At 75.6% G+C, this 23,280-nt stretch carries 17 protein-coding genes; 10 read left to right on the plus strand and 7 right to left on the minus strand.

From position 1 onward, the window contains the following. Positions 1-37: 37 nt before the first annotated feature. The 3 genes from ACWGB8_RS16545 to ACWGB8_RS16555 are packed head-to-tail and all read right to left on the minus strand — an operon-like array spanning position 38 to position 2,797. Complete coding sequence (locus tag ACWGB8_RS16545) at positions 38-1,189, minus strand: bifunctional RNase H/acid phosphatase (RefSeq protein ID WP_452214187.1); 1,152 nt, start codon at positions 1,187-1,189, stop codon at positions 38-40. 4 nt (positions 1,190-1,193) lie between these two features. Beyond that, a complete protein-coding gene (locus ACWGB8_RS16550) occupies positions 1,194-1,937 on the minus strand; it encodes a zinc ribbon domain-containing protein (protein ID WP_452214188.1) in 744 nt (247 codons plus the stop codon). 23 nt (positions 1,938-1,960) lie between these two features. Then, positions 1,961-2,797: a Nif3-like dinuclear metal center hexameric protein gene (locus ACWGB8_RS16555; RefSeq protein WP_452214189.1), complete on the minus strand. Its 837-nt coding sequence runs from the start codon at positions 2,795-2,797 to the stop codon at positions 1,961-1,963. Between the two features lie 623 nt (positions 2,798-3,420). Here ACWGB8_RS16555 and lanL point away from each other — a divergent pair. From lanL to ACWGB8_RS16575, 4 genes are all read left to right on the plus strand, one after another. Continuing rightward, a complete protein-coding gene (gene lanL, locus ACWGB8_RS16560) occupies positions 3,421-6,645 on the plus strand; it encodes a class IV lanthionine synthetase LanL (protein WP_452214190.1) in 3,225 nt (1,074 codons plus the stop codon). Beyond that, positions 6,642-8,885 (plus strand): alpha/beta hydrolase family protein, encoded by a 2,244-nt coding sequence (locus ACWGB8_RS16565; protein WP_452214191.1) that lies wholly within the window; start codon positions 6,642-6,644, stop codon positions 8,883-8,885. Before lanL ends, ACWGB8_RS16565 begins: the two co-directional genes overlap by 4 nt. A 139-nt stretch (positions 8,886-9,024) precedes the next feature. Continuing rightward, positions 9,025-9,168, plus strand: coding sequence for a VenA family class IV lanthipeptide (locus tag ACWGB8_RS16570; RefSeq protein WP_452214192.1), 144 nt, complete (start codon positions 9,025-9,027; stop codon positions 9,166-9,168). A gap of 1,217 nt (positions 9,169-10,385) precedes the next feature. Further along, positions 10,386-10,550 (plus strand): hypothetical protein, encoded by a 165-nt coding sequence (locus ACWGB8_RS16575; protein WP_452214193.1) that lies wholly within the window; start codon positions 10,386-10,388, stop codon positions 10,548-10,550. A 65-nt stretch (positions 10,551-10,615) separates the two neighbouring features. On the opposite strand, the gene ACWGB8_RS16580 is transcribed toward ACWGB8_RS16575, so the two are convergent. Next, on the minus strand, positions 10,616-11,770 hold the full coding sequence (locus ACWGB8_RS16580) for a zinc-binding dehydrogenase (protein ID WP_452214194.1): 1,155 nt from the start codon (positions 11,768-11,770) through the stop codon (positions 10,616-10,618). Between the two features lie 352 nt (positions 11,771-12,122). On the opposite strand from ACWGB8_RS16580, the gene ACWGB8_RS16585 reads away from it, so the two are divergent. The 4 genes from ACWGB8_RS16585 to ACWGB8_RS16600 all read left to right on the plus strand — a co-directional run bounded on the left by ACWGB8_RS16585 (position 12,123) and on the right by ACWGB8_RS16600 (position 16,760). Continuing rightward, positions 12,123-12,779, plus strand: a complete 657-nt coding sequence (locus tag ACWGB8_RS16585; RefSeq protein WP_452214195.1) for a class I SAM-dependent methyltransferase — start codon at positions 12,123-12,125, stop codon at positions 12,777-12,779. A 282-nt stretch (positions 12,780-13,061) separates the two neighbouring features. After that, complete coding sequence (locus ACWGB8_RS16590) at positions 13,062-14,483, plus strand: hypothetical protein (RefSeq protein WP_452214196.1); 1,422 nt, start codon at positions 13,062-13,064, stop codon at positions 14,481-14,483. A gap of 7 nt (positions 14,484-14,490) precedes the next feature. Further along, positions 14,491-15,633 carry an N-acetylmuramoyl-L-alanine amidase gene (locus ACWGB8_RS16595; RefSeq protein ID WP_452214197.1) on the plus strand — a complete coding sequence of 381 codons (1,143 nt, stop codon included), beginning with the start codon at positions 14,491-14,493 and terminating at the stop codon, positions 15,631-15,633. Between the two features lie 236 nt (positions 15,634-15,869). Next, on the plus strand, positions 15,870-16,760 hold the full coding sequence (locus ACWGB8_RS16600) for a hypothetical protein (RefSeq protein WP_452214198.1): 891 nt from the start codon (positions 15,870-15,872) through the stop codon (positions 16,758-16,760). Positions 16,761-16,842: 82 nt separating this feature from the next. Here ACWGB8_RS16600 and ACWGB8_RS16605 read toward each other — a convergent pair whose 3' ends face one another. The 3 genes from ACWGB8_RS16605 to ACWGB8_RS16615 form a co-directional block, all read right to left on the minus strand. Further along, positions 16,843-17,925: a prenyltransferase gene (locus ACWGB8_RS16605; RefSeq protein ID WP_452214199.1), complete on the minus strand. Its 1,083-nt coding sequence runs from the start codon at positions 17,923-17,925 to the stop codon at positions 16,843-16,845. Further along, positions 17,922-18,710 (minus strand): class I SAM-dependent methyltransferase, encoded by a 789-nt coding sequence (locus ACWGB8_RS16610; protein WP_452214200.1) that lies wholly within the window; start codon positions 18,708-18,710, stop codon positions 17,922-17,924. The genes ACWGB8_RS16605 and ACWGB8_RS16610 overlap by 4 nt, the downstream gene beginning before the upstream one ends. A 292-nt stretch (positions 18,711-19,002) precedes the next feature. After that, the gene (locus ACWGB8_RS16615; protein ID WP_452214201.1) at positions 19,003-20,313 is read right to left on the minus strand and encodes a glycosyltransferase family 4 protein; all 1,311 of its coding nucleotides are present in this window, start codon (positions 20,311-20,313) and stop codon (positions 19,003-19,005) included. 430 nt (positions 20,314-20,743) lie between these two features. Here ACWGB8_RS16615 and ACWGB8_RS16620 point away from each other — a divergent pair, with 430 nt between their 5' ends. Beyond that, positions 20,744-21,325 carry a TetR family transcriptional regulator gene (locus tag ACWGB8_RS16620; RefSeq protein WP_452214202.1) on the plus strand — a complete coding sequence of 194 codons (582 nt, stop codon included), beginning with the start codon at positions 20,744-20,746 and terminating at the stop codon, positions 21,323-21,325. Positions 21,326-21,875: 550 nt separating this feature from the next. Next, positions 21,876-23,261: a prenyltransferase/squalene oxidase repeat-containing protein gene (locus tag ACWGB8_RS16625; RefSeq protein ID WP_452214203.1), complete on the plus strand. Its 1,386-nt coding sequence runs from the start codon at positions 21,876-21,878 to the stop codon at positions 23,259-23,261. The last annotated feature ends 19 nt before the right edge of the window (positions 23,262-23,280 follow it).

A 23,280-nucleotide genomic window follows, 5' to 3' on the forward strand; every position in this document is an offset into this window, starting at 1 on the left:
GCCGCGGTCCTCGGACCGGGGCCGGCCGCCCGCCGTGTCAGCGCAGGTGCCCGGTGTCGTTGAGCAGCCGCAGCGAGGCGTTGCCGTCCGCGTAGTACTGGACGGCGCAGAGCGCGGCGGCCGACAGCTCCATCCGGTACATCGCGTCCGGCGGGGCGCCCAGGGCGAGCCGGACCAGCGTCTTGATCGGGCTGACGTGCGAGACCACCAGCACCGTCCGGCCCGCGTGGCGGGCGAGGATCTTGTCCCGGGCGACGCCCACCCGGTGGGTGAGGGTGGTGAAGCTCTCGCTGCTGCCGGTGGGCTTGGCCTTGGCCGAGGCGAGCCAGGCGTCGAGGTCCTCCGGGTGGCGCTGCTGCACCTCGGCGAAGGTCAGCCCCTCCCAGGCGCCGAAGTCCACCTCGCGCAGCCCCTCCTCGTAGCGGACGTCGAGGCCGAGGCGGGCGGCCACGGTCTCGGCGGTCTGCCGGGTGCGCAGCATCGGCGAGCTGACCACGGCCTGGACGGAACCGCGCGCGGCCAGCGCCTCGGCGACCCGCTCGGCCTGCCAGCGGCCCTTCTCGGAGAGCTCCGGGTCGCTGCCGCCGCTCCCGGAGAAGCGCTTCTCCGGGGTCAGCGCGGTCTCGCCGTGGCGCAGCAGGACGAACGTGGTGGGCGTGCCGAGGTCCGCGGCGCCGGCCCAGCCCGCCTTGGGGCGGGCGGTCTCCAGCGGCGGCTCCTCGACCGCCGGGGCGGCCGCGGCCGGGGCGGGCGACTTCGGCTGCCACTGGCGGCCCGCCTTGCCCGCGTCCATCGCCTCGTTGGCGAGCCGGTCGGCGTCCTTGTTCCGCTCCCGCGGGATCCAGGTGTACTTGACCTGGCCGCGCGGCAGGATCGTCCGCGCCTCGGCGGCGAGCGGCTGCATGTCGGGGTGCTTGATCTTCCAGCGCCCGGACATCTGCTCGACGACCAGCTTGGAGTCCATCCGGACGTCCACCGAGGCGTCCGGGTCGAGGTCCCGGGCGGCCCGGAGACCGGCGATCAGGCCCTTGTACTCCGCCACGTTGTTGGTGGCGTGGCCGATGAACTCGGCGGCCTCGGCGATGATCTGCCCGGTGTCGCCGTCGCGGACGACCGCGCCGTAGCCGGCCGGCCCCGGGTTGCCCCGGGAGCCGCCGTCCGCCTCGACGATGAACCTGCGCCCCGCCACCGGATCAGACGCCCGAGTCGGCGGTGCGGACCAGGATCCGGGAGCAGTTCTCGCAGCGGACCACCTTGTCGGCGGGCTCGGCCTTGATGGCGTTGAACTCGGTGATCGAGAACTCGGTGCGGCAGCCCTCGCAGCGGCGCTGGTAGAGGCGGGCCGCGCCGACGCCGCCCTGCTGCTCGCGCAGCTTGGTGTAGAGCGCGGCCAGGTCGGCCGGGACGACCGCGATGACGGTCTCGCGGTCGCGGCGGACCTTGTCGGCCTCGGCGTCGATCTCGGCGAAGGCGGCGTCCCGGCGGGACTCGGCCTCGGTGAGGACGACGGTGGAGTGCTCCAGGCGGGCGGTCAGCTCGGTCACCCGGGTCTGGGCGGCCTCCAGGCGCTCCATGACCTCCAGGACGACGTCCTCCAGGTCGCCCTGGCGCTTGGCGAGCGAGCCGATCTCGTGCTGGAGGTTCTCCAGGTCCCTCGGCGAGGTGATGGCACCGGAGTCCAGGCGCTGCTGGTTGCGGGCGGCGCGGGTGACGACCTGCTCGACGTCCTGCTCGGCCTTGGTCAGCTCGCGGGTGGTGTCGCCGTGCTGGGCCTGGGCGGCGACGACCAGGTCCTTGAGCGCGGTGTGGTCGGCGGTGGCCTTGTCGATCTCGGCGTGCTCGGGCAGGCTGCGACGCCGGTGGGCCAGCTGGTCGAGCTTCGAGTCGATGGCCTGGAGGTCGAGCAGGCGGATCTGGTCGGCGGGCGCGGCGTTCAAGCGGAGAGCTCCTGTGAATCGGGTCAGGCGGTGAAGGACATGGGGGCGTGCGCGGTCCACGGGTCGGTGACCCGGTGCGAGACCTTGGTCTCGACGGCCCAGCCGCGCTTGTCGGCGGCGGCGAGCAGGGCGCGCTCGGCCAGGGTGAGCCACGGCCACTCGGTGGCCCAGTGCGCGGCGTCGACCAGCGCCACGGGCGCCGCCTCGGTGGCCTCGGAGGCGGGGTGGTGGCGCAGGTCCGCCGTGACGTACGCGTCGACACCGGCCGCGCGCGCCTCGGCGAGGAAGCTGTCGCCGGACCCGCCGCAGACCGCGACGCGGCCGACCAGGCGCTCCGGGTCACCGGACACCCGGACTCCGGCGGCGGTGGCCGGCAGGCCCGCGGCGACCCGGGCGGCGAAGGCGGCGAGGGTGATCGGCTCCGGCAGTTCGCCGATCCGACCGCTGCCGCGCCGGCCCAGCGGGTCGGTCGGGTCCGCGACCAGCGGGCCGGTCACCCGCAGGCCGACGGCCTCGGCGAGCGCGTCGGAGACGCCCGGGTCGGCGTGGTCGGCGTTGGTGTGCGCCACGTGCAGGGCGATGCCGTTGCCGATCAGGGTGTGCACGACCCGGCCCTTGAAGGAGGTCGCCGCGACGCTGGTGGTGCCGCGCAGGTAGAGGGGGTGGTGGGTGACCACCAGGTCGGCACCCCACTCGACCGCCTCGTCGACGACCGCCTGCACGGGGTCCACGGCGAACAGCACGCGGCGGACCTCGGCCTGAGGGTCCCCGCAGACCAGGCCGACGGCGTCCCAGGACTCCGCCCACTGCGGCGGGTAGATCTCTTCGAGCGCGGTGATGACGTCGGACAGTTTCGGCACCTGTCGAGACTACCGTGCGCGCGGAGCGCCGCGGGCCGCCCGGCACTGGGGGCGCGCGGGCACGGGCGGCAGGGCGCGCGGGGGGCGGGGGCGGCGCGCGCGGGTGTTCCGTACAGAGGGGTGCGCGGGCGCGGGGGCGGGGCGCGCGGGCGGTCCGTACGGGAGGGGCGCACGGGGGCGGGGGTGCTCCGTACGGGAGGGGCGCGCGGACACCCGTACAACTGCGCGTCAACCGGCGGGTGCGGGACCGTACCGCCGCCGCGGAACCCGCTCCCCGGTCTGCGCGCGCATATCGAGCCGTTCGCACATATTCGAAACGCAGGCCGGATCACCCTTACGAGTGAAGTGACCCGCACGGCATTGAGCGTCCCGCACAATCGAAAGTAACTTCAGTCCTGCGAACGGGAGTTGCCCCGACCCTGGGTCGGGAATGGCACTCCGCCGACCGTCCGGGTCCCAATCCCCGGCGGCGCACGGGAATGGCGAAACCCGGCAGTGGCGGACGCGGCCGGGTACCACTCCCGTCATTCCGAGAAACCGATCAGGCCGCGACCGTGCGCCCGGGTGCCGGAGCAGTGGGCACCCCCGGACGCCGGCGGGAGACGAAGGGATGTGGATGGCGGATGGGGTCGAACACATCACTGCGTACGGCCGGGGGTCGGGACTCGGACGGTCATGGGCCGCATGCGGGCGGCTCGTGGCCGGAACGCACGCGGGCGGCGCTGGCCGGCGCCGGGAGCCGGGAGGGCGGCGGCACCTGGGCGGTCGACGTCGACGGCTTCTGGTGCACGGTCGGGCCGCCCGCGGACCGGTCCGCCGCAACACCCGCCCAGGGCTGGAAGATCCACGTCAGCGCTGCCTCGGCCGCTGCGGAGGAAGTCCTGGCGGCGGTCACCCGGGTGATTGCGGCCGACCCCTGCCCGTTCAAGTTCGCCGCCGCACCGCAGCAGCTGCACGAACTCAATTCCCGCAACAGCGAACGCGGTTCGGCCGGGAAGTTCGTCACCGTCTATCCGGACGGGGACACCCAGTTCCGCCGGCTCGCCGCCGCCCTGCACGAGGCCACCGCCGGACTGCCCGGCCCGGTCGTCCTCTCCGACCGTCCGTACGCGCCCGGCAGCCGGGTGCACTACCGCTACGGCGCCTTCGCGGGCCGCGCCGAACTGGGCAACGACGGCGGCTACCGCTCGATGCTGCACGGGCCGGACGGCGAGCGCGTCGAGGACGTGCGCGGGGCGGCCTACCGCTGTCCGCCGTGGGTCCGGGATCCATGGGGGGCAGGGGGCGGGCGTTCCGGTGTCGGGCCTTCCGGGGTGGCCGGCGGGGTCGGGGGTTCTGCGGGTTCCGGGGCGGCTGGCGGGGTCGGGGTTCCGGGGGCCAGGGGTGCCGCTCAGGGCCGGCCCGGGGCGGGGAAGCCGGTGGTGCCCGCCCGGCGCTCCGGCGGGGTCCTGCTGGTCGGCCGGTACGCGATCACCTCCGCCGTCCGGCACGGCACCAAGGGCGGGGTCTTCCTCGGCCGGGACGTCCTCGACGGCACCGAGGTCGTGGTGAAACAGGCCCGCGCCCACATCGAGGTGGACCGCGCCGGAACGGACGCCCGTACCGCCCTGCGCCACGAGGCCGCTCTGCTCGGCCGACTCGCGGAACTCGCCCGGCCCGGCGGCCCACCCGTCGCACCGAACGCCCTCGAACTGATCGAACAGGACGACTCGCTCTTCCTCGTGCAGGAACGAATCGCCGGACGACCGCTCGGCACCTGGGTCGCCGACCGGCTCCGCCGCGACGGCAGCCCCGACGTCGACTGGTCCGAGGCCGGCCCGCTCGCCCGCGCCCTCGTCGACCTGCTGGAGCGGATCCACACCCACGGCCTGGTGCTGCGCGACCTCTCCCCCGGCAACGTCCTGGTCCTGCCCGGCGGCGGCCTGCGCCTGGTCGACCTGGAACTCGCCGCCGAGACCGGCAGCCGGGCCGGTTCCGCCGGAACGCCCGGCTACCGCGCCCCCGAACAGGGCCCGGGCGGCCGGCTCAGCCTGGTCACCGACGGCACCTGCCGCGCCGACCCCGCCGCCGACCTCTATGCCCTGGGCGGCCTGCTCTTCCTCCTCGCGACCGGCCACGACCCGCTGCTCCCCGAGGACCTGCCGCACGCCCGCCCGGTCGCCGACCGCCTCGGCCGCTGGCTCGCCCTCGCCGCCCGGCACGGCGCCACCGCCCGCCGGCTCGCTCCGCTGGTGCTCGGCCTGCGGGCGGCAGAGCCTGCGGAGCGGTGGAGCCTGGAGCGCGTCCGGGCGGGGCTGGCGGACGGACGTCCAGACGGCCCCGCGGCGGGCCCGCCTCCGCGCCCGCGCCCGCGGGTGAGTGGGGTGGACTGCGGTGCGCTGGTGGATTCGCCCGCGTCCGGGCCGTCCTCGTCCGGGCCGCAATCGTCGGGACCGCACTCGGCTGAACCGTCCTCACCCGGACCGCTCGACCTGTGTGACCCGGTTCCCCGCGCCGCCGCCGGGGCCGGGGCACTGGTGTTCGCCCCCGGGACGGCACTGTTCGATCCCGGGGCGCCCACCGGGCCCGACCTCGAACGCGTCCTGCACGACGGACTCCACCACCTGGCCGCCACCGCGACGCCCGAGCGACGCGACCGGCTCTGGCCGGCGGTGCCCGCCGGCCGGCTCTCCGACCCGTGCAACGTCCAGCACGGCGCCGCCGGAGTGCTCGCCCTGCTCGCCCGGGTCGCCCTGCAGTGGGGGATGCCGACCGGGATCCGCGACCTGGCCCGCCGCACCGCCCGGACGGCCGCCGACTGGATCGAACCCCGCTGCACCGCCGAGCCGTCGGTGCTGCCGGGCCTGCACTTCGGACGCTCCGGCACCGCCTGGGCCCTGCTGGACGCCGCCACCGCCCTGGAGGACCGCGAACTCTCCGCCCGCGCCGTCGCCATGGCCCGCTCGATCCCGTCCGACTGGCCCAACCCGGACGTCTGCCACGGCACCGCCGGCGCCGGACTCGCCCAACTCCGCTTCGGCTGGGGCGATCTGGCCTCACCCGTCGACCGCGAGTTCCGCGCCCGCGCCGTGCACAGCGGCCACGCCCTGCTCGCCGCGGCGCAGCACGAACCGTACGGAACGGTCTGGCCGGTGCCGAAGGACTTCGACTCCGCGCTCGCCGGGATCACCCACCTCGGGTACGCCCACGGCGTCGCCGGCGTCGGCGCCTTCCTGCTGGCCGCCGCCGAGGAGAGCCACGACCGGGTACTCCTCGCCGGCGCCGCCGAGGCCGGCCGCACCCTCGCGGCGACGGTCCGACGGGCCGGGCCCGCCGACCCGGCGGAGTCTTCCGACGGCGGCACGACCGCCCGTTGGCCGCAGAGCGCCGGCGACCCCGGGCACGTCCGGCTGACCCACTGGTGCAGCGGCTCGTCCGGGGTCGGCACCTTCCTGCTCCGGCTCTGGCAGAACACCGGGGACCACGAGACGTACGAACTCGCCCTCGCCGCCGGGCAGGCCGTCCTCGCCGACCGCTGGCACAGCGGCACCAGCGCCTGCCACGGCCTGGCCGGCGACGGCGAGTACCTGCTCGACCTGGCCGAGGCCACCGGCGACCGCGCATTCCACACCGGCGCCGTGGAGTTGGCCCACCTCATCGCCGCCAGGGCCGCCGTGCGCGACGGCCTGCTGGTGCTGCCGGACGAGACCGGCACCGACAGCGCCGCCGCGTACGGGACCGGTACCGCCGGGGCGTTGGCCTTCCTGCTGCGGCTGCTGCACGGCGGTCCGCGGCTCTGGGTCGACCCGGTGCCACCCGGACTGAAGCGCCAAGCGCCGCACCCCCGGCCCGAGACGGGGGCGCCATGAGCGTGGCAACCCGCACCGCGGCCCAGGCCCTGCGGCGGCTCAGCTTCACCTTCGCCGCCGACGGCAGCCGCGCCGCCTGCCTCGCCTCCGCGGCCGACGGCGGCTGGTACGTGGAGAGTTGGCGGCTGCCGCTCACCGGACCGGCCGTCCCCACCGCGCTCCCGCTGCCCGACAACCGTGCGGAGAGCCTGCACTCCCAGCTGGTCGCCCTGCCGGGCGGTGCCGTGCTGATCTGCCGCCACGACGGCGAGCGGCACGAACTGGCCCTGCTGTCGGCGACCGGCCCGGAGCCCGCCGCCGGGCAGTCGGCCGCACCTCTCGGACCCGCGGGCTCCCCCACCGGGGCGACACCCGTCCGGGAGACCGCCGCCCGGGAGACCCCCGCCGCCGTCGACGCCGCCACCGCCGTACGCGAACGCCGGCTCGCCACCCTGCGGATGCCCGGACTGCGCCTCCTGCCCACGCCCGTCGCCCCCGGCACGCACCGCCCCGCCGGAGCCCCGGTCGCCGTCGCCCTCGGCAGCGACACCCGGCCCGCCACCACGGTCTGGCTGGTCCGCACCGACGGCACCGAACCCCACCGGGTCGCCGAGATCCCCGGGTTGCACGGCGGCGGCGTCTGGCTGGACCACACCGGCGCACTGCTCGCCCTCGACCGCGTCGACGGCGGGACCGTCCGCACGGTGGTGCTCGACCTGCGCAGCGGCACGGTCACCCCGCTGCTGGAGATCGGCGAGCGCAGCAACGACCGGCTGGTGCTGTTCGACCCCGACACCCGCTTCGCGATGGTCCGCAGCGACGCCCCCGGAACGGACCGGCTCGGCTGGGGCGTCCTCGGCAGCGGCGACCCCCTGCGGTTCCCGGACGGGCTGCACCTGCACGGGATGTTCCTGCGGCCGATCGCCCTGCAGGCAGCGTCGCGCACGGCGGAGCCGGGCGGCGGGGCGGGCTCGGGCTGCCCCGCGGGTGCGAGCGCGGGTGGGGGTTCGGGTGGTCCCGGTGGTGGCGCGGGCCGGGGTCCGATCGGGCCGCGGGTCGCCCTGCAGATCGACCACGGCGCCGGTTCCACCCTTGCGCTCTGGCGGCCCGGGGGCGGGCGGCCGGTGCCGCTGGCGGTCCCGCCCGGACGGCTCGGCGCCGTCGGGCACTGGTCGGCGGCCGGCCTGCGGATGCCGTACTCGGCCCCCGACCACCCCGCCGCCCTGGCCACCCTGGACATCGACGCCCTGCTCGCCCACGCCCCCGACCGGACCGGCGCCGACCCGGCACCGCCGCTCCCCCTGCAACTCGCGCCACTGCCCCTGCAGTTGGCCCCACTCGGCGGCGGACTGCCGGGCACCGCCCGCCGCGACGCCGCCCTGCCCCGGCCCGTCGCCCCCGGCGCGCACACCTCCCGTACGGCGCCGCCGGGTTGGCAACTCGACGGCAGCACCCCGCCCAACGAGGGCGGACACTGGCGGTCCGCACACGTCCTGGAACTCGCCGGCCCGGCCGGACCGTTGGAGGCCGTCGTGTACGGCGGCGACACCTGGCTGAGCAGCCCGCACCTGGTCCTCGCCCTGCACGGCGGCCCCGCGGACGCGTGGCGGCTCGAATTCGACCCCGCCCTCCAGCGGATGGCCTCCGACGGCCTCGCCGTCCTCGCCCCCAACCAGCGCGGCTCCACCGGCTACGGCCTGGAACACGCCCTCGCCATCCGCGGCGCCTGGGGCGGCCCCGACCTCGACGACATCCTCTACCTGCTCGACGCCATCGCCGGCCAGCGCGCGGCCCTCGGCCTGGAACCGCCCTCGCTGTTCGGCGTCAGCTACGGCGCCTTCCTCGCCCTGCTGGCCGCGGCCCACGCACCCGCCGACCACCTCGCCCGCTGCGCCGTGGTCGCCCCCTTCCTGTCCGGCGCCCGCCTGCTCGCCGAAGCCTCCGCCCCCGTCCGGGCGCTGTGCACCAGACTCGGCGGCGCCGATCCGGTCGAGGACGCCCGCGGCCCGCGCGACGTCCTGCAACTCGCCCACCGCCTCACCGCGCCGCTGCTGATCGTGCACGGCGACCGGGACGAGGTGGTACCGGTCGGCCAATCGCGCTCACTGCGCCACGAGCTGCTGCGGATCGGCCGTACCGAGGGAGCCGACTTCCGGTACGTCGAGGCCGCCGGCTCCGGGCACGAGGTCCTCGCCGAGGAGGGCGGCGCCGTGCTGCACGAACTGCTCGCCGGCTTCCTGCGCACCGGCCGCCCCGGCTAGACCCTCCCGTCCGGAACCCCGCCGGGCGCGCCCACAGACTCCCGGACCCGCGCGGCCTCCGCGCACGGCCCGGGGCAGTACCCGCGGCGGCGGACCGCGCCGCCACGGGCGACCACACCACCAGGGGAGGAACCCGATCATGGAGAACACGGTGGACTTCGAGACCGACCTCGCGGCCCTGCAGGAGCTGCCGGAGAAGGAGTCCGTCGAGCTGGGCGGCCACGGCGGCGGCTGCCAGTTCACCTGTCTCATCCTGACCTGCCTGATCTTCACGGCCAGCTAGCCACCCACCGCAGACCGCCCGTTCCCGCCTGTCCGGACAGGCGGGAACGGCGCCGCTCCCGAGCGCACCCCCGGGCGTGCCGGCCGCCCCGCTGTCGCGAGGTGCTCCGCGTCCGCCGTCCGCATCCGCCGTCCGCCGTCCGCCGTCCGCCGTCCGCCGTCCGCAACCGTCGAGCCTCCCGGCCCGCACGTGCCTGCCCTGCCTTTCCCTGCCAGCCGACGGGGGCCGGCCGCGGGCCCCAGCCACGGCCGCCCTGGCAGCCCGGTGTCCTGCCGCCCCCGCCCACCTGCGCGAGAAGTCGACGGGGCCGACTTCTCGCGCGGGGGGCCGGGCGACCCGCACACCTGAAGCTGCGCGCGGACGGGTCGGCGCTGCAACTCGCCGCCGAGGGTGCCGGTGCCGGTGCCGCGAGGGAGCGCCCCCGCCCACCGCCGACTCACCTTCGGGCAATTGCTCGCACCGAGCAGCCTGCTCGGTCGACTTGCCGCAGGTGCGCGTGCGCCACCGAGCCGCCCGCCCCGACTCGCGCGCAGGAAGTCGGACCTGGCGACTTCCTGCGCGGGGTGCTGCTCTCGGCCGACCGGGGCGATCGTCAGCCACGGGCGCCCGGGGAGCAGCAGATATGTAGACCGGTCAGCATATTCAGACAGGCTTAAGGAAATGTAGACCGGTCTGCATATTTGCCCGGGGGGCGGCCGCTCACGGTGGCGCACGCACGGGGCGGACGGACGAACCCAGTGCCGACGTCGCGTCCGGACCCGCGCCCCCGAACTCCGGACGGGACCGCGCGCAGGAAGTCGGCAGGTCCGACTTCCTGCGCAGGGTGCGTACGGAGCCGCTCCCCCGAAACCGCAACCCCCTGCCCTACTGGGGCCCGGCGGTGCGGCGAGCGCGTCGGCTTCAACGCTGCCGGCGCTCGCCCCCGGTCGTCACCGGTCACCGCTGGTCGTCACCGGTCGCCGCTGGTCGTCGGTGAGCGAAGCGGCCCGGGGCCGCAGGCGGGGGCCGTCGGCGGGCGCGACCTAGGGGCACGGACGGCGGAAGGATGCCGTTAGGATCTTGCCGCTGGACTTCGCCCGTGCCGCGTGCGGCCGATCGTGTGCGTGATCGCCGGTTCGACCGCGATCCCGATCGGGTGCCCGGCCGTGCCACCGGTGTCCGCTAGAGCGGCGCCGACGAACCCGCACCCTCCACGGAAGTACGGAAAGACGATTCTGATGTCCGACACCCTCACCGACACCACCGGTCCCGCGAGCCACGGGATCGACGCCGACGAGACCCTGGCCGAGGACACCGCGTCGCACGGCCGCCACCGCGGGGCCTCCGCCGCCGACGACACCGCCGAGTCGAACGCCCACGGGCGCCACCGCCTCACCGCCTGAGCAACACCTCGCTCCGCAGGGCCCGCCGCACACGCGGCGGGCCCTGCGGGCTGTTCGGGCCGGGGTCAGTCCATGGTGACGACGGTGCGGAGCGCCTCTCCGCTCCGCATCTGCGCGATGGCGTCGTTGACGTCGGCGAGGGCGACCCGGTGCGTGATCATGCCGGCGAGGTCGATCCGGCCGGCCCGCCACAGGTCGACGACCAGCGCGACGGTGCGCGGCACGTCGGCGCCGCCGTACAGGGAGGGCAGGAGGCGCTTCTCGTTGAAGAACAGTTCGCCCATGCTGAACTGCGCGAGGTCGTCCTGGGCGCCGGCCCCGATGACCACGACGGCCCCGCCGCGCCGGGCGGCGTTGTAGCCGGCCCGGACGGTGGCGCCGCGGCCGACCGCCTCGAAGACGTAGTCGTACCCGCCCGACGGCAGGGTCTTGGCGGCGGCCTTCAGGTCCTCGGGGGTGAGGGCGTCGGTGGCGCCGAAGGCGAGCGCGCGTTCGCGGCGGGAGGCCACCGGGTCGACGACGGTGATCCGGCCGGCCCCGCAGACCCGGGCGCCCTGGACGGCCGCGATGCCGACGCCGCCGGCGCCGATGACGGCCACCGAGGAGCCGGGTTCCACCCGGGCGGTGTTGACGGCCGCGCCGATACCGGTGGTGACGCCGCAGCCGATGAGGGCGGCGAGGTCGTACGGGAGGTCGGCGGGCACCTTGATGACGGCGGTCCGGTCGACGACGACCTCCTCCGCGAAGGAGCCGGTGCCGTAGAACCCGGACGCCACCGCGCCCGACTCGCCCGACCCCGCAGGCCCGCCGACAGCGCCACCGGCAGCACCACCGGCAGCGTCCCCGGGGCCTCCGGCGCCGCCGAAGCGGAACCCCGGCGCCCCGAGTCCGCGCAGGCTGGCGACGCAGAGGTGGCCGCGGCCCGCGGCGCAGTGGGCACAGGTCCCGCAGGGCGCCATCCAGCAGAGCACCACCCGGTCGCCGACGGCCACCCCGGTGACGCCCTCGCCGACCTCGACCACGTCGCCGGCGCCCTCGTGGCCGGGGACGAACGGGGCGGGCTGCGGCAGGACGCCGCTCATCGCGGAGAGGTCGGAGTGGCAGAGGCTCGCTGCCCGCAGGCGGACCCGGACCTTCCCCGGTCCGAAGCCGATCGCCGTCACGTCGTCACGGACGTCGAGGGTCTCCTCGCCGGTCTTGTGCAGGACGGCTGCGCGCATGGGCTCTCCCGGGTTCGCGGAGGGTGTCGGCTGATTGTGGCATGCCATCCTCCGGACTAGAACACGTTCCATCGCATCCGGGCACCGGCCGGGATCCACCGGACACAGCTTCCGTACCGTCGAGTAGGGTCCGACGGCGGGCAACTCCGACCGGCGCTCGCACCCGTCCCCTCGCCCCCGTCTCCTCGCATCCGTCTCCTCGCACCACCCGCGCCCGCACCCCCTTCTGCACCCCTGCCCCCACCCCCACCCCCGCCCCGCCCCGGTACCCGCCCCCCGCAACCCGCGCACCCGCCCCCGTACCGGCGGCACCGTCCCCGGCCGCGCCCGGCCGAGCCAAGGAGCAGCAGCGATGTCCGACCGCCCCGAGAGCACCCCCACGCCGAAGCCCGAGGTGCTGGCCGCCTTCGAGTCCGCGACCGGGTTCATGCCGGTGGACGAGGGCCTGGCGCTGTACGCGGCGGCGGTGGAGGCGGCGGGGCGCACCGGCCTGCCGCTGCTGGAGATCGGCACGTACTGCGGGCGTTCGGCGATCCTGCTGGCGGCCGCCGCTCGGGAGCACGGCACGGTGGCGCTCACGGTGGACCACCACCGGGGTTCCGAGGAGCAGCAGCCGGGCTGGGAGTACCACGACCCGACGCTGGTGGACCCTGAGGTCGGGCTGATGGACACGCTGCCCCGGTTCCGCCGGACCCTGCACGCGGCCGGGCTGGAGGAGCACGTCGTCGCGCTGGTCGGGCGTTCGCCGCAGATCGCGGCGGCGTGGGGCGGGCGGGTCGGCCTGGTGTTCATCGACGGCGGCCACACGGACGAGCACGCCACCGGCGACTACGAGGGCTGGGTGCCGCACCTGGCGCCGGAGGGCCTGCTGGTGGTGCACGACGTCTTCCCGGACCCGGCGGACGGCGGCCAGGCCCCGTACCGGGTGTACCTGCGGGCGCTCGCCGAGGGGTTCGAGGAAGTCTCGGTGACGGGTTCGCTGCGGGTCCTGCGCCGCGCCGCCGGCTGAGGCCGCCGCCCGAAGCCCACCGGCCCCCCTGCCTCCTGCTGCTCCCGCCTCCCCGGGACGGGATCCCCGGACCGGCCCCACCGGCGATCACGGATGCTCTAACGTCGTGCCCGGCCCGGTGCGTGGTCCGGGTGCCGGGACTCCCAAGCGGGTGTTCGAACGGTACGGTGTCCGCGCGGCGGTGTGCGGCAGGGCCGGGTACGGCCTGCCACCCGGTACCGGCGCCGACGACGACACGGCACGGAACGGCACTCAGCGGAGCAGGACGGCGGGGGCGAACGCATGACGGACCAGCACAACACCGCTCCGGCGGTCTGGGACCCCACCGCGCGCGGCGGCGCGGGCGGCTGGGTCCGCGGCGGGCAGCCGCAGCCCGGGCAGCCCCCGCAGCAGGGCCTGCCGGCCGGCGCCACCCCGCCCGGCGCCGCCCAGGCCGCCCCCGCTTCGGCCGCCCAGCCCCCGGCGCCCCACCCACAGCCCGGCTATCCCGGCCAGCCCGGCCAGCCCCCGGCAGCGCAGCCGCCCGGGGGCCGGCCGCCCGCCGCCGGGTACCCGGACGACGCGGCCGCCACCCAGGTGCTGCCGCCCGTCCCGGCCGCTCCGCGCACCCCGGTGCCGCCGTACCAGGCCCCGCCCGTGCAGGCCCCGCCCGCCCCGGGGGCCGTCGGGGACCAGGGCCCGCCGCTGGGCGCCCGCCCGTACGTGGCCGCGGCGCCCGGGTACGACGCGCCGACCGCCCCCGCCTTCCCCCAGACGCCGCCCGCACGGCCCGCCGGTCCGCCGACGGCCCCGCCCGGCAGCCCGTTCGCCGGCCCGTCCGCACCTCCGGGAGCACCGGGGGCGCCGGGGTCCGCCTTTCCCGGCCACGCGACCGCCCAGGGCGGTCTCCCGCCGTACGGCGGCCAGTACCCGGGCGCCCAGCCCGACTACGCCACCTACGAGAACTACACGAACCACCAGGGCGACGACGAGGACCGGCCCGGCACCAACCGGGCACCGCTGCTGATCGGCTTCGCGCTGCTGCTGGTCGTGGCGATCGGCGGCGGCATCCTGTGGTCGATGCAGGGCGACGACCCGGACGGGGGCCAGGCCGGGCCGGCGCCGGCGTCCTCGGCGAGCGGGAGCGCGAACCCGCAGCCCGCGCCCGTGCCGTCCGGCGGTGGCGCGCCGTCAGCGGACGCCGGCGGTTCCGCGTCGGCGAGCCCGTCCGGGAGCGCGAGCCCGAGTTCCGGCGCGCCGGGCCCCAACGCGCAGACCCAGGCGAAGGCGCTGGACCAGCTGCTGGCCCGCGGCGAGGGGGCGAAGGCCCCGATCGGCAGTGCGGTCGCCAAGGTCAACAGCTGCCCGTCCAAGTCGGAGATCGAGAGTGCGGCCCAGGTCTTCGACACCGGCGCCAAGGAGCGCGACCAGCTGATGGCGGACCTGGCGAAGCTCACCCTGACCGACGTACCGGGCGGGGTGGAGGCCGCGAAGTCGCTGAACTCCGCGTGGCAGCTGTCCGCGGACGTCGACCGGGCGTACGCGGCGTGGGCGCGGTCGGTGGCCGAGAAGGGCTGCGCGGGCAACGCCCCGAACACCGCCGACAAGAAGCGCGCCGACGAGCTCAACCCGCAGGCCACCCAGGCGAAGAAGGACTTCGTCGCCAAGTGGAACCCGGTGGCGTCCACCTACGGGCTGACCCCCCGCACCCAGGACAGGATCTGAACCACCCGTGACCCCCCGCACCACCCCCGACCCGTCCGGCCAGACCGGCCCATCCGGCCCGACCGCGCCGGACACCGCAAACGCCCCGGACGACCCGGACGCCCCGGCTCCCCGCGGCACCCGCCGCTCCGCGCTGCTGCGTTCCGCCGCCGTCGCGGGGGCCGTGGTGCCGCTCTGCCTGGCCGGCTGGCTGGGCTGGCAGGCGTTCGGCGACCACGGCGGGGACCGCGAGGACTCGGCCCGCGCGGCCGCTCCGGCGCCGCCGGCCACCGGCTCCCCGGACGTGTCCGCGGCCTCCCCCGGCGCGGGCCCGGCCACCCAGGGCCCCGCCTCGACCCCGGCAGCGATCGACACGCCGACCGGCGCGTCCGCACCGACCGGAGGCCCCACCGCGTCCACCTCCGCGACGCCTGGCGCTCCCGGCACACCCGCCGCACCCGGAACCTCCTCCGGATCCTCACTCGCCGGTCGCACCGTACTGCTCGATCCCGGTCACAACCCGGGCAACTTCTCGCACACCGCGGACATCAACCGCCAGGTCGACATCGGCAACGCCCGCAAGGAGTGCGACGCCACCGGTACGTCCACCAACTCCGGTTACACGGAGGCCGAGTTCTCGCTCGACGTGTCCCGCCGGGCGAGGGCCGTCCTGACGGCGCGGGGCGCGACCGTCGTGCTGACCCAGGACGGCGACCGGCCGTGGGGGCCGTGCATCGACGAGCGGGCACGGGCCGGTGCCGCCGCCCACGCACAGGTCGCGGTGTCGGTGCACGGGGACGGCGGCCCGGCGTCCGGAAGCGGGTTCCACGTGATCGTGCCGGGCCGGGTCAGCGTCCCGGGCAAGGTCGACAACTCGGCGATCGTCGCCCCCTCGCAGCGGCTCGGCACCCTGCTGCGCGACAGCTTCAAGGCCGCCACGAACGAGCCCTACGCCAGCTACGTGGCCAAGCAGGGGCTGGACACCCGTACGGATCTCGGCGGTTTGAACCTCTCGGCCGTCCCCAAGGTCTTCATCGAGTGCGGTAACATGCGCAACTCCGCCGACGCCAAGCGGATGACGGACCCTCAGTGGCGCCAGCAGGCGGCCCAGGGGATCGCCGACGCGGTGACGGCATTCCTGACCGCTTCCGGGGGAACCACACCGGGGTGACGGAATACCACTTCCGGGTGACACCGCATGGCATCACCTGAGAGCGCGGGGGGAACGGGCCTGTTCCGACCGGCCCGGTCGGGGCTCCGCTTTGCAACGACTTCGCCCCATTCCGGAACCCGCTGTGCACCCGTCGGGTGCTTGGGCCTAGGCTCTTGCTCCGTTCGGGAGTTCTACCGGCCGGCCAACCGACCGCAGAAACCGCCGTCCACGACACACCAACGAGGGGAACGTTAGTGAATCTGCGCGCTCTCACCAGGGGAGACGCCGCCGTCGCAGGTGCGGCCGTCCTGCTGTTCATCGCCTCCTTCCTGCCGTACCTGACCTTCGACCCCTGTGGCGGGTCCAAGTTCGGCGGCTCCTGCTCCCGGTCGGAGAACGCCTGGAACACGGAGCTCTTCCCGGTCCTGCCGTCGATCTTCCTGCTCGGCATCCTCGCCGCCGTGCTGATCCTCGTGCAGCGCTTCCAGGGCGCCGGCGCCGCCAACCGCCAGATCCTCGGTCTGCGGCTGGACCAGTGGGGCATCGCCTTCGCCGTCTCCGCGCTGTGGGCCTCGCTCTGGTCGCTCGGCGGCCAGGCCGAGATCTACGGCCACGGCTTCGGTGCCTGGCTGGCCGTCATCTCGCTGATCATCATGGCGGGCGCCGCCGTGGCGACCCCGGTCGTCCCGGCGCTCCAGGCCGCGCTGGTCTCCGACAAGCCGGCCGCGCCGCAGGGCGGCTACCCGGGCGGCTACCCGGCCCCGCAGCAGCCGGGCCAGTACGGCTACCCGCAGCAGGGCCAGCCGCAGCCGTTCGGCGCCCAGCCGCAGCCCGGTGGCTACGGCTACCCGGCGCCCGGCCAGCCGCAGGACGCCCACCAGGCTCCGGCCGCCCAGGCCGCTCCGGCCCCGGCTCCGGCTCCGGCCGCGGGCGCCCCGGCCGGCGACTTCGCGCCGTTCTGGTTCGCCGTCCCGGGCCCGCGCCAGCTGGCCCCGAAGGACAACCCGGCCGGCGGACCGGTGGGCGAGCTCGTCCCCGGCACCTGGTACCTGGCCGTCGAGCAGCGCGGCGGCGCACTGGTCGCCCAGCTGCAGGACGGCACCCAGGGCGTGCTGGCCGACACCACGGGCATCCAGCGCGGCTGACGCAGCCGCCTGCTCCCCGCAACGCGGAAGGGGCGGCACCGGAACTCTCCGGTGCCGCCCCTTCCGCGTGTCCGCGGGCCGCTCAGCAGCAGTCGTGGACCACCAGGCCGGCCGGCAGGTGGTCGCCGCCGAAGACCGCCACCGTGGCCGGGTCGCCGCCGAGCGCGGCCACCGCCAGCAGCAGCGCCCCGGACGTCCAGGTGGTGCGCTCCTCCGGCCAGATCGCGTCGTCCTCGAACACGTACCCCGTCCAGTACGACCCGTCGGTGTGCCGCAGGTGCTTCTGGATCCAGCGCAGGATCTCCACCGCGCGGTCGGACTCGCCCACCGCCCAGAGGGCGAGGGCGAGTTCCGCGCTCTCACCGCCGGTCACCCACGGGCGGTCGCTGACGCAGCGCACGCCCAGGCCCGGGACGACGAAGCGCGCCCAGTCCCGTTCGATCCGCTCCAGCGCGGCCGGGCCCCGCAGCGCCGTACCGAGCACCGGGTAGTACCAGTCCATCGAGTAGCGGTCCTTGTCGAGGAACCGCTCCGGGTGGTGGGCGATCGCGTGGCGCAGCCGTCCGGCCGCCAGCTCCCAGTCGGGCTGCGGCTCCTCCAGGTAGTCGGCGATGGCCAGTCCGCAGCGCAGGGCGTGCAGGATGCTCGACGAACCGGTGAGCAGCGCCTCCTCGGGCGCGGTGCCGTCCTCGTCCAGCCGCCAGGCGATCGGCCCGCCGGGCAGTCGCAGGCCGACGATGAAGTCCAGCGCCCGCCGGACGGACGGCCAGATCCACTCCAGGAAGGTGTCGTCTCCGGTGCTGAGGTGGTGGTGCCAGACGCCCACGGCGATGTAGGCGCAGAAGTTGGTCTCCTTCGAGGCGTTGGTGACGCTGCCGTCGGCGGCGCCCTCCTGCCCGTAGGCGTAGGCCGCGTACCAGGAGCCGTCCGGGTTCTGGTGGGCGACCAGCCAGCGGTAGGCGGCCTCGGCGGCGGCGTGCTCGCCGGCGGTGTCGAGGGCCATCGCGGCCTCGGTGTGGTCCCACGGGTCGAGGTGGTACCCGTGGAACCACGGCAGGGCCCCGTCGGGCTGCTGCTCGGCGAGGATGCTGCGGACGGTCTCGGCGGCCTGCACGGCGTCGAGCACCCCGTCGAGCAGCAGCGCCTCGGGGACGGCGGCGGTCACTCGGCCCCGCCCGCGGCGCCGTTGGACTCGGTGCGGCCGGACTCGGCACGAGCCGGCTCGGCGCGGTTGGGCTTGGAGGCGTACGCGACGAAGCTCTTGCCGATGACCGGGTTGAGCGCCTTCTCGGCGGCCCTGGTGAGGGTGCTGATGACCGGGGTCCCGACGATGTCCCAGACCAGCAGCTTGTGGTACGCCTTGACCGGCAGCGCCTTGTCGTTGTCCACGCCGACCGCGCACTTGATCCACCAGTACGGCGAGTGCAGCGCGTGCGCGTGGTGGGTGCCGTACGGCTCCAGGCCGGCGTCCTTGAGCCGGTCGAGCAGTTCGTCGCCCCGGTAGATGCGGATGTGGCCGCCCTCGACCTCGTGGTACTCGTCGGAGAGCGCCCAGCAGATCTTCTCGGGCAGCCAGCGCGGCACCGTGACGGCCAGCAGACCGCCGGGCTTGAGCACCCGGAACATCTCGTTGAGCACTCCCTTGTCGTCCGGGATGTGCTCCATCACCTCGGAGATGATGATCTTGTCGAAGTACTCGTCCTCGAACGGCAGGGCCAGCGCGTTGCCCTCCATGGCGACCGCGGACGCGCCCTCGGGCGCCTCGCCGGCCTGTTCCATGGCCGCGAACCACTTCCTGACCTCGGCGATCTCCTCGGCGTTCTGGTCGAGGGCGACCACATTGGCGCCGCGCCGGTAGCACTCGAACGCGTGCCGGCCACCGCCGCAGCCCAGGTCGAGCACCCGGTCGCCGGGGGCGAGCGGGAAGCGCGAGAAATCAACGGTCAGCACTACTGGCTCCCATTCCTTCAGTACCCAACGCGTAGCGCCAATCGCTCTGGACGCTACCTCGGACGATCCGACTACCGACCACTCGGCGGGCCCGTCCGCCTGACGATCCGACCACCTGACGGACCGCACACCTGACGGACCGCACACCTGACGATCCGACCCTCTGACGGACCGGCCGTCCGACATTCCGACGGCCCGATATCCCCGCGGCCCGACGGCCGTCCGACAGCCCGATCCCTCCGGACAGCCGCCCGGCCGCCATCCGGTCCCGCCCGCCCTTCGACCGGGGTGGTCAGGCGACGTACCGCCAGCCCGGACCGGAGCGGGCTGCCCGACCGGCTCCGGAGGCGATCGCCGCGCGGTAGTCCGCCACGGTCAGTTCGGCGGCCCGCTCCCAGGTGAAGCGCGCCAGCACCCGTTCCCGGCCGGCCGCACCCAGTTCGGCGCGCAGCGCGGGGTCGTCCAGCAGCCGGCCGAGCGCCGCCGCCAGCGCGCCGGCGTCCCCCGGCGGCACCGCGAGGCAGGTCTCGCCGTCCGGGCCGGCCACCTCGGGGATCGCCCCGCCGGTGGTCGCCACCAGCGGGGTGCCGGTCGCCATCGCCTCGGCCGCCGGCAGCGAGAACCCCTCGTACAGCGACGGGACGCAGGCCACCTCCGCCGAACGGTAGAGGTCGACCAGCTCCTGGTCGGTCAGCCCGCTGCGGAACTCGATGCAGCCGTCGAGTCCGAACCGCCGCACCGCGCGGGCGACCGGCCCGTCGTCCTTCTGCGGCTTGCCGACCACCACGAGGTGCGCCTCCCGCTCGGTGCGGACCTTCGCCAGTGCCTCGACCAGGTGGACCAGCCCCTTGAGCGGCACGTCCGCGCTGGAGGTCGTCACGATCCGTCCGGGCACCCGCTCGACCGCGTCCGAGGGCGACCAGAGCCGGGTGTCGGCGCCGATCGGGACCACCGAGACCGCGGCCGGATCGGCCCCCAGGTGCTCGGCGATCTCGGCCTTGGAACTGCCGGAGACGGTGATGATGCGGTCCAGCCGGGCCGCGACACGGCGCTGCATCCGGGTGAAGGCGTACCAGCGGCGCAGCGACAGCCGCTTCAGCCGGGTGGTGGCGGCGTCCAGCTCCAACTGCCGGTCCACGGTGATCGGGTGGTGGATCGTGGTGACCAGCGGGAAGCCGTGCCGGGCCAGCCCGAGCAGGCCGTAGCCGAGGGTCTGGTTGTCGTGCACGACGTCGTAGCGGCCCTTGTGCCGCGCCAGGTACTGGCGGGCGCGCAGCGAGAAGGTCAGCGGCTCGGGGAAGCCGCCGGTGCGCATGGTCGCGTACTCCAGGACGTCCACAGCGCCCCGGTACTCGTGCGCCGCCGGCGTGCGGAACGGGTCGTCCGCCCGGTAGAGGTCCAGGCTCGGCAGCTCGACCAGGCGCACCGAACCGGGTCCGTCGACCTCGTCCAGCACCGGGTACGGCTGCGCACCGATCACGTCCACGTGGTGGCCGAGGCGGGCCAGCTCGCGCGAGAGATGCCGTACGTACACGCCCTGACCGCCGCAGAACGGGTCTCCCCGGTAGGACAACAGGGCGATCCGCAGCGGTTGCGCGGTCATCGGCGGCCCCTCACTCACTTCTGGTCTCTGCTGCGGTCACTGCTGCTGGTCGGCTGCGGGACGGCCGTCGGCCGTCCGGCCGGGTGCCGTCCGTTTCCCGCCGGTCGCTCGTCTGCCGGTCGCCCCGCCTGGCCGCTAAAGTGGATCAGGTTTCAGTGTGGTGTGGAGCTCGTCATTGAGCATATGAACAATGGGAGACCTCGAAGATACCGGCCCGTAGCTTTGGGTCAGAGGTCAGGGCTGGTGATTCACGCCACTCGTCCCGGGAGCCCACTTGCCCTCGTCGCCCACGTCAGCGAACCCGGCACAACCCGCCGGTTCCCCCGCCCCGCCCGGTGGCGGGCGCGCGTCCGATGCCGGGGCCGTGCCCGATGGCGGGGCCGTGCCCGGTGGCGGGCGTGCGCCCGGTGGCGGGCCTGCCGCCGAACGGGTGCGGGTCGAACCTCCGCTCAGCGCCCGCCAGGCCGAACGGCGCCGGCGCATCCTCCGGGCCGCCACCGCACTGGCCGGGCGCGGCGGCTACGAGGCCGTCCAGATGCGCGAGGTCGCGGAGACCGCGCAGGTCGCCCTGGGCACGCTGTACAGGTACTTCCCGTCCAAGGTCCACCTGCTGGTGGCCGTGATGCAGGAGCAGCTGCAGGGCCTCCAGGAACAGGTCCGGCGCCACCCGCCCACCGAACAGGACCCCGCCCTGCGGGTCGCCGAAACGCTCACCCGGGCCTTCCACGCGCTCCAGCGCGAACCCCTGCTGGCCGAGGCGATGGTCCGGGCGCTGTCGTTCGCCGACCGCTCGGTCAGCGCCGAGGTGGACCGGGTCAGCGGGCTCACCGCACAGCTCATCCTGGACGCCATCGGCCAGTCCGGACCGCCCAGCGCCGACCAGCGCGCGGCGGTCCGGGTCATCGAGCACACCTGGCACTCCGCCCTCGTCGCCTGGCTCTCCGGGCGCGCCTCCATCGCCGAGGTCCGCGCCGACCTGCGGACGGCGGCCCGGCTCCTCGCGCCGGGCTGACCGGAACGTGTTCCAGCTGCCGCCTGCAGTCCGGCCGTCCGGGGTCGGCCGTGGTCCACGGTCCGCCGTAGGCCGCCGTAGGTCCGCAGTCTGCCGTCCGGCCGGCCTGACCCGGGTGACCCGGGTGACCCGGGTGACCCGGGTGACCCGGGTTGTGCAGGGGTCGCGCCTCGGGGCGGCTGTGGGCGGAGCCCGGGTGCTCACCGGCGCGGCCGACCCCGTCCGGGCGGGGGCGGACGGCGGCTAAAGTCGTCGGAGACCGATTCGGCAACGCCGCGGACACCTCGTCCTCGCCGCCGCCGGGCCGTTCGGCCGGACGCACACCGGCCGGACGGGTGTCGGGCTGTCCCGTTCAGGCGGGTCCGGTTCGGGCTCCTGCACCTGCCGTGGCGCCCCCGGGCACGGCGGCCGGCCACGCACCGACCGGCCGCGCCGGACGGCCGGACTGAACCACCGGACCACCGGACCGCCCAGCCGAACCGGTCGGGCTCCGTTCGCCCGCGCAGCGGGTGCGACCGCGTCACCGCTCATCGAAAGGCTCACCTCCACCATGCTCACCGCCGCCCGCCTGGGCGCCGCAGCCCTGTCCGCCTCGCTGCTGGCCGGCCTCGGCGGCGTCGCCGCCGCCCCGGCCTTCGCCGACACCCCGTCGCCCGCCGCGACGACCCCGGCCGGTACGACCCCGACCGGTGCCTCGCCGACCGGAGCGCCGCCCTCGCCGGCCGCCGCTACCGCTCCCGCCGGTCTCTACGGCCAGGGCGACCCGACGTTCGACGGCGTCTGGCGGCAGTCGCTCGCCCTCACCGCCCTGGCGAGCGCCAAGGTCACCCCCGCCGACTCCGCGGTGGCCTGGCTCACCGGCCAGCAGTGCGCCGACGGCGGTTGGCCGTCCTACCGCGCGGACATCTCCGTCGCCTGCGACCCCAAGACCGAGGACAGCAACGCGACCGCCGTCGCCGTCCAGGCCCTCGTCGCGCTCGGCGGACACCAGGCCGCCGTCGACAAGGGCGTCCAGTGGCTGAAGACCACCCAGAACGCCGACGGCAGCTGGGCCTACAACCCCGGCAACCCCGGTGACGCCAACTCCACCGGACTCGCCGTCAACGCCCTGCTCGCCGCCAAGGCCGACCCCGCGGGCGTCGCCAAGGCCGGCCGGAACGCCTACGACGGCCTGGCCCTGTTCCAGCTCGGCTGCGCCGCCCCCGCCGAACAGCGCGGAGCCTTCGCCTACCAGCCGGCCCCGGACGGCACGCTTGCGCCCAACGCCCTCGCCGCCGCCCAGGCGACGCTCGCCGCGGCGGGCGGCAAGCTCCCGGTCACCAACACCAACCGGGTGGACGCCGCACCCAAGGCCCTGCCCTGCGATGCCGCCGGCACGCCGACCGGTGCCGCCGGGTCCGCCGGTGCTCCTGTGCCGCGGGCGGGCTCCGCCGAGGCGGCAGCCGCCTACCTGACCGCGGAACTCACGGCCGGCGGACAGCACCTCAACCTGGTCACCCCCGGCGCCGCCCCCACCGCCGACTACACCGCCACCGCCTGGGCCGCACTCGGCCTGGTGCAGAGCGGCCACCCGCAGCAGGCCACCGGCCCGGTCGACTGGCTCGCCAAGGAGGGCGGCGTGTGGACCAAGGGCGGGACGGACGCGGCGGCCACCGCCACGCTGGTCCTGGTCGCCCAGGCCGCCCAGCGCAACCCCGTGGACTTCGGCGGCACCGACCTGGTCAAGCAGCTGACCGCACTCGGCCCGGCGCCCAAGGCCACCGCCCCCGCGGCCGGCGCAGCGAACACGTCGGCCGCGAAGAAGGACGACGGCAAGGGCGAGGACAAGGGCGACGGCGGGATCGGCGACTACTGGGTGATCGGCGTCGGCCTGCTCATCGGTGTCGGCGGCGGTCTGCTGCTCAGCCTGCAGCGCAAGCGCGGCCCGAAGCTGTGACCCACGCGGCGGGGCGCGA

Source organism: Kitasatospora sp. NPDC054939, from assembly GCF_053610105.1.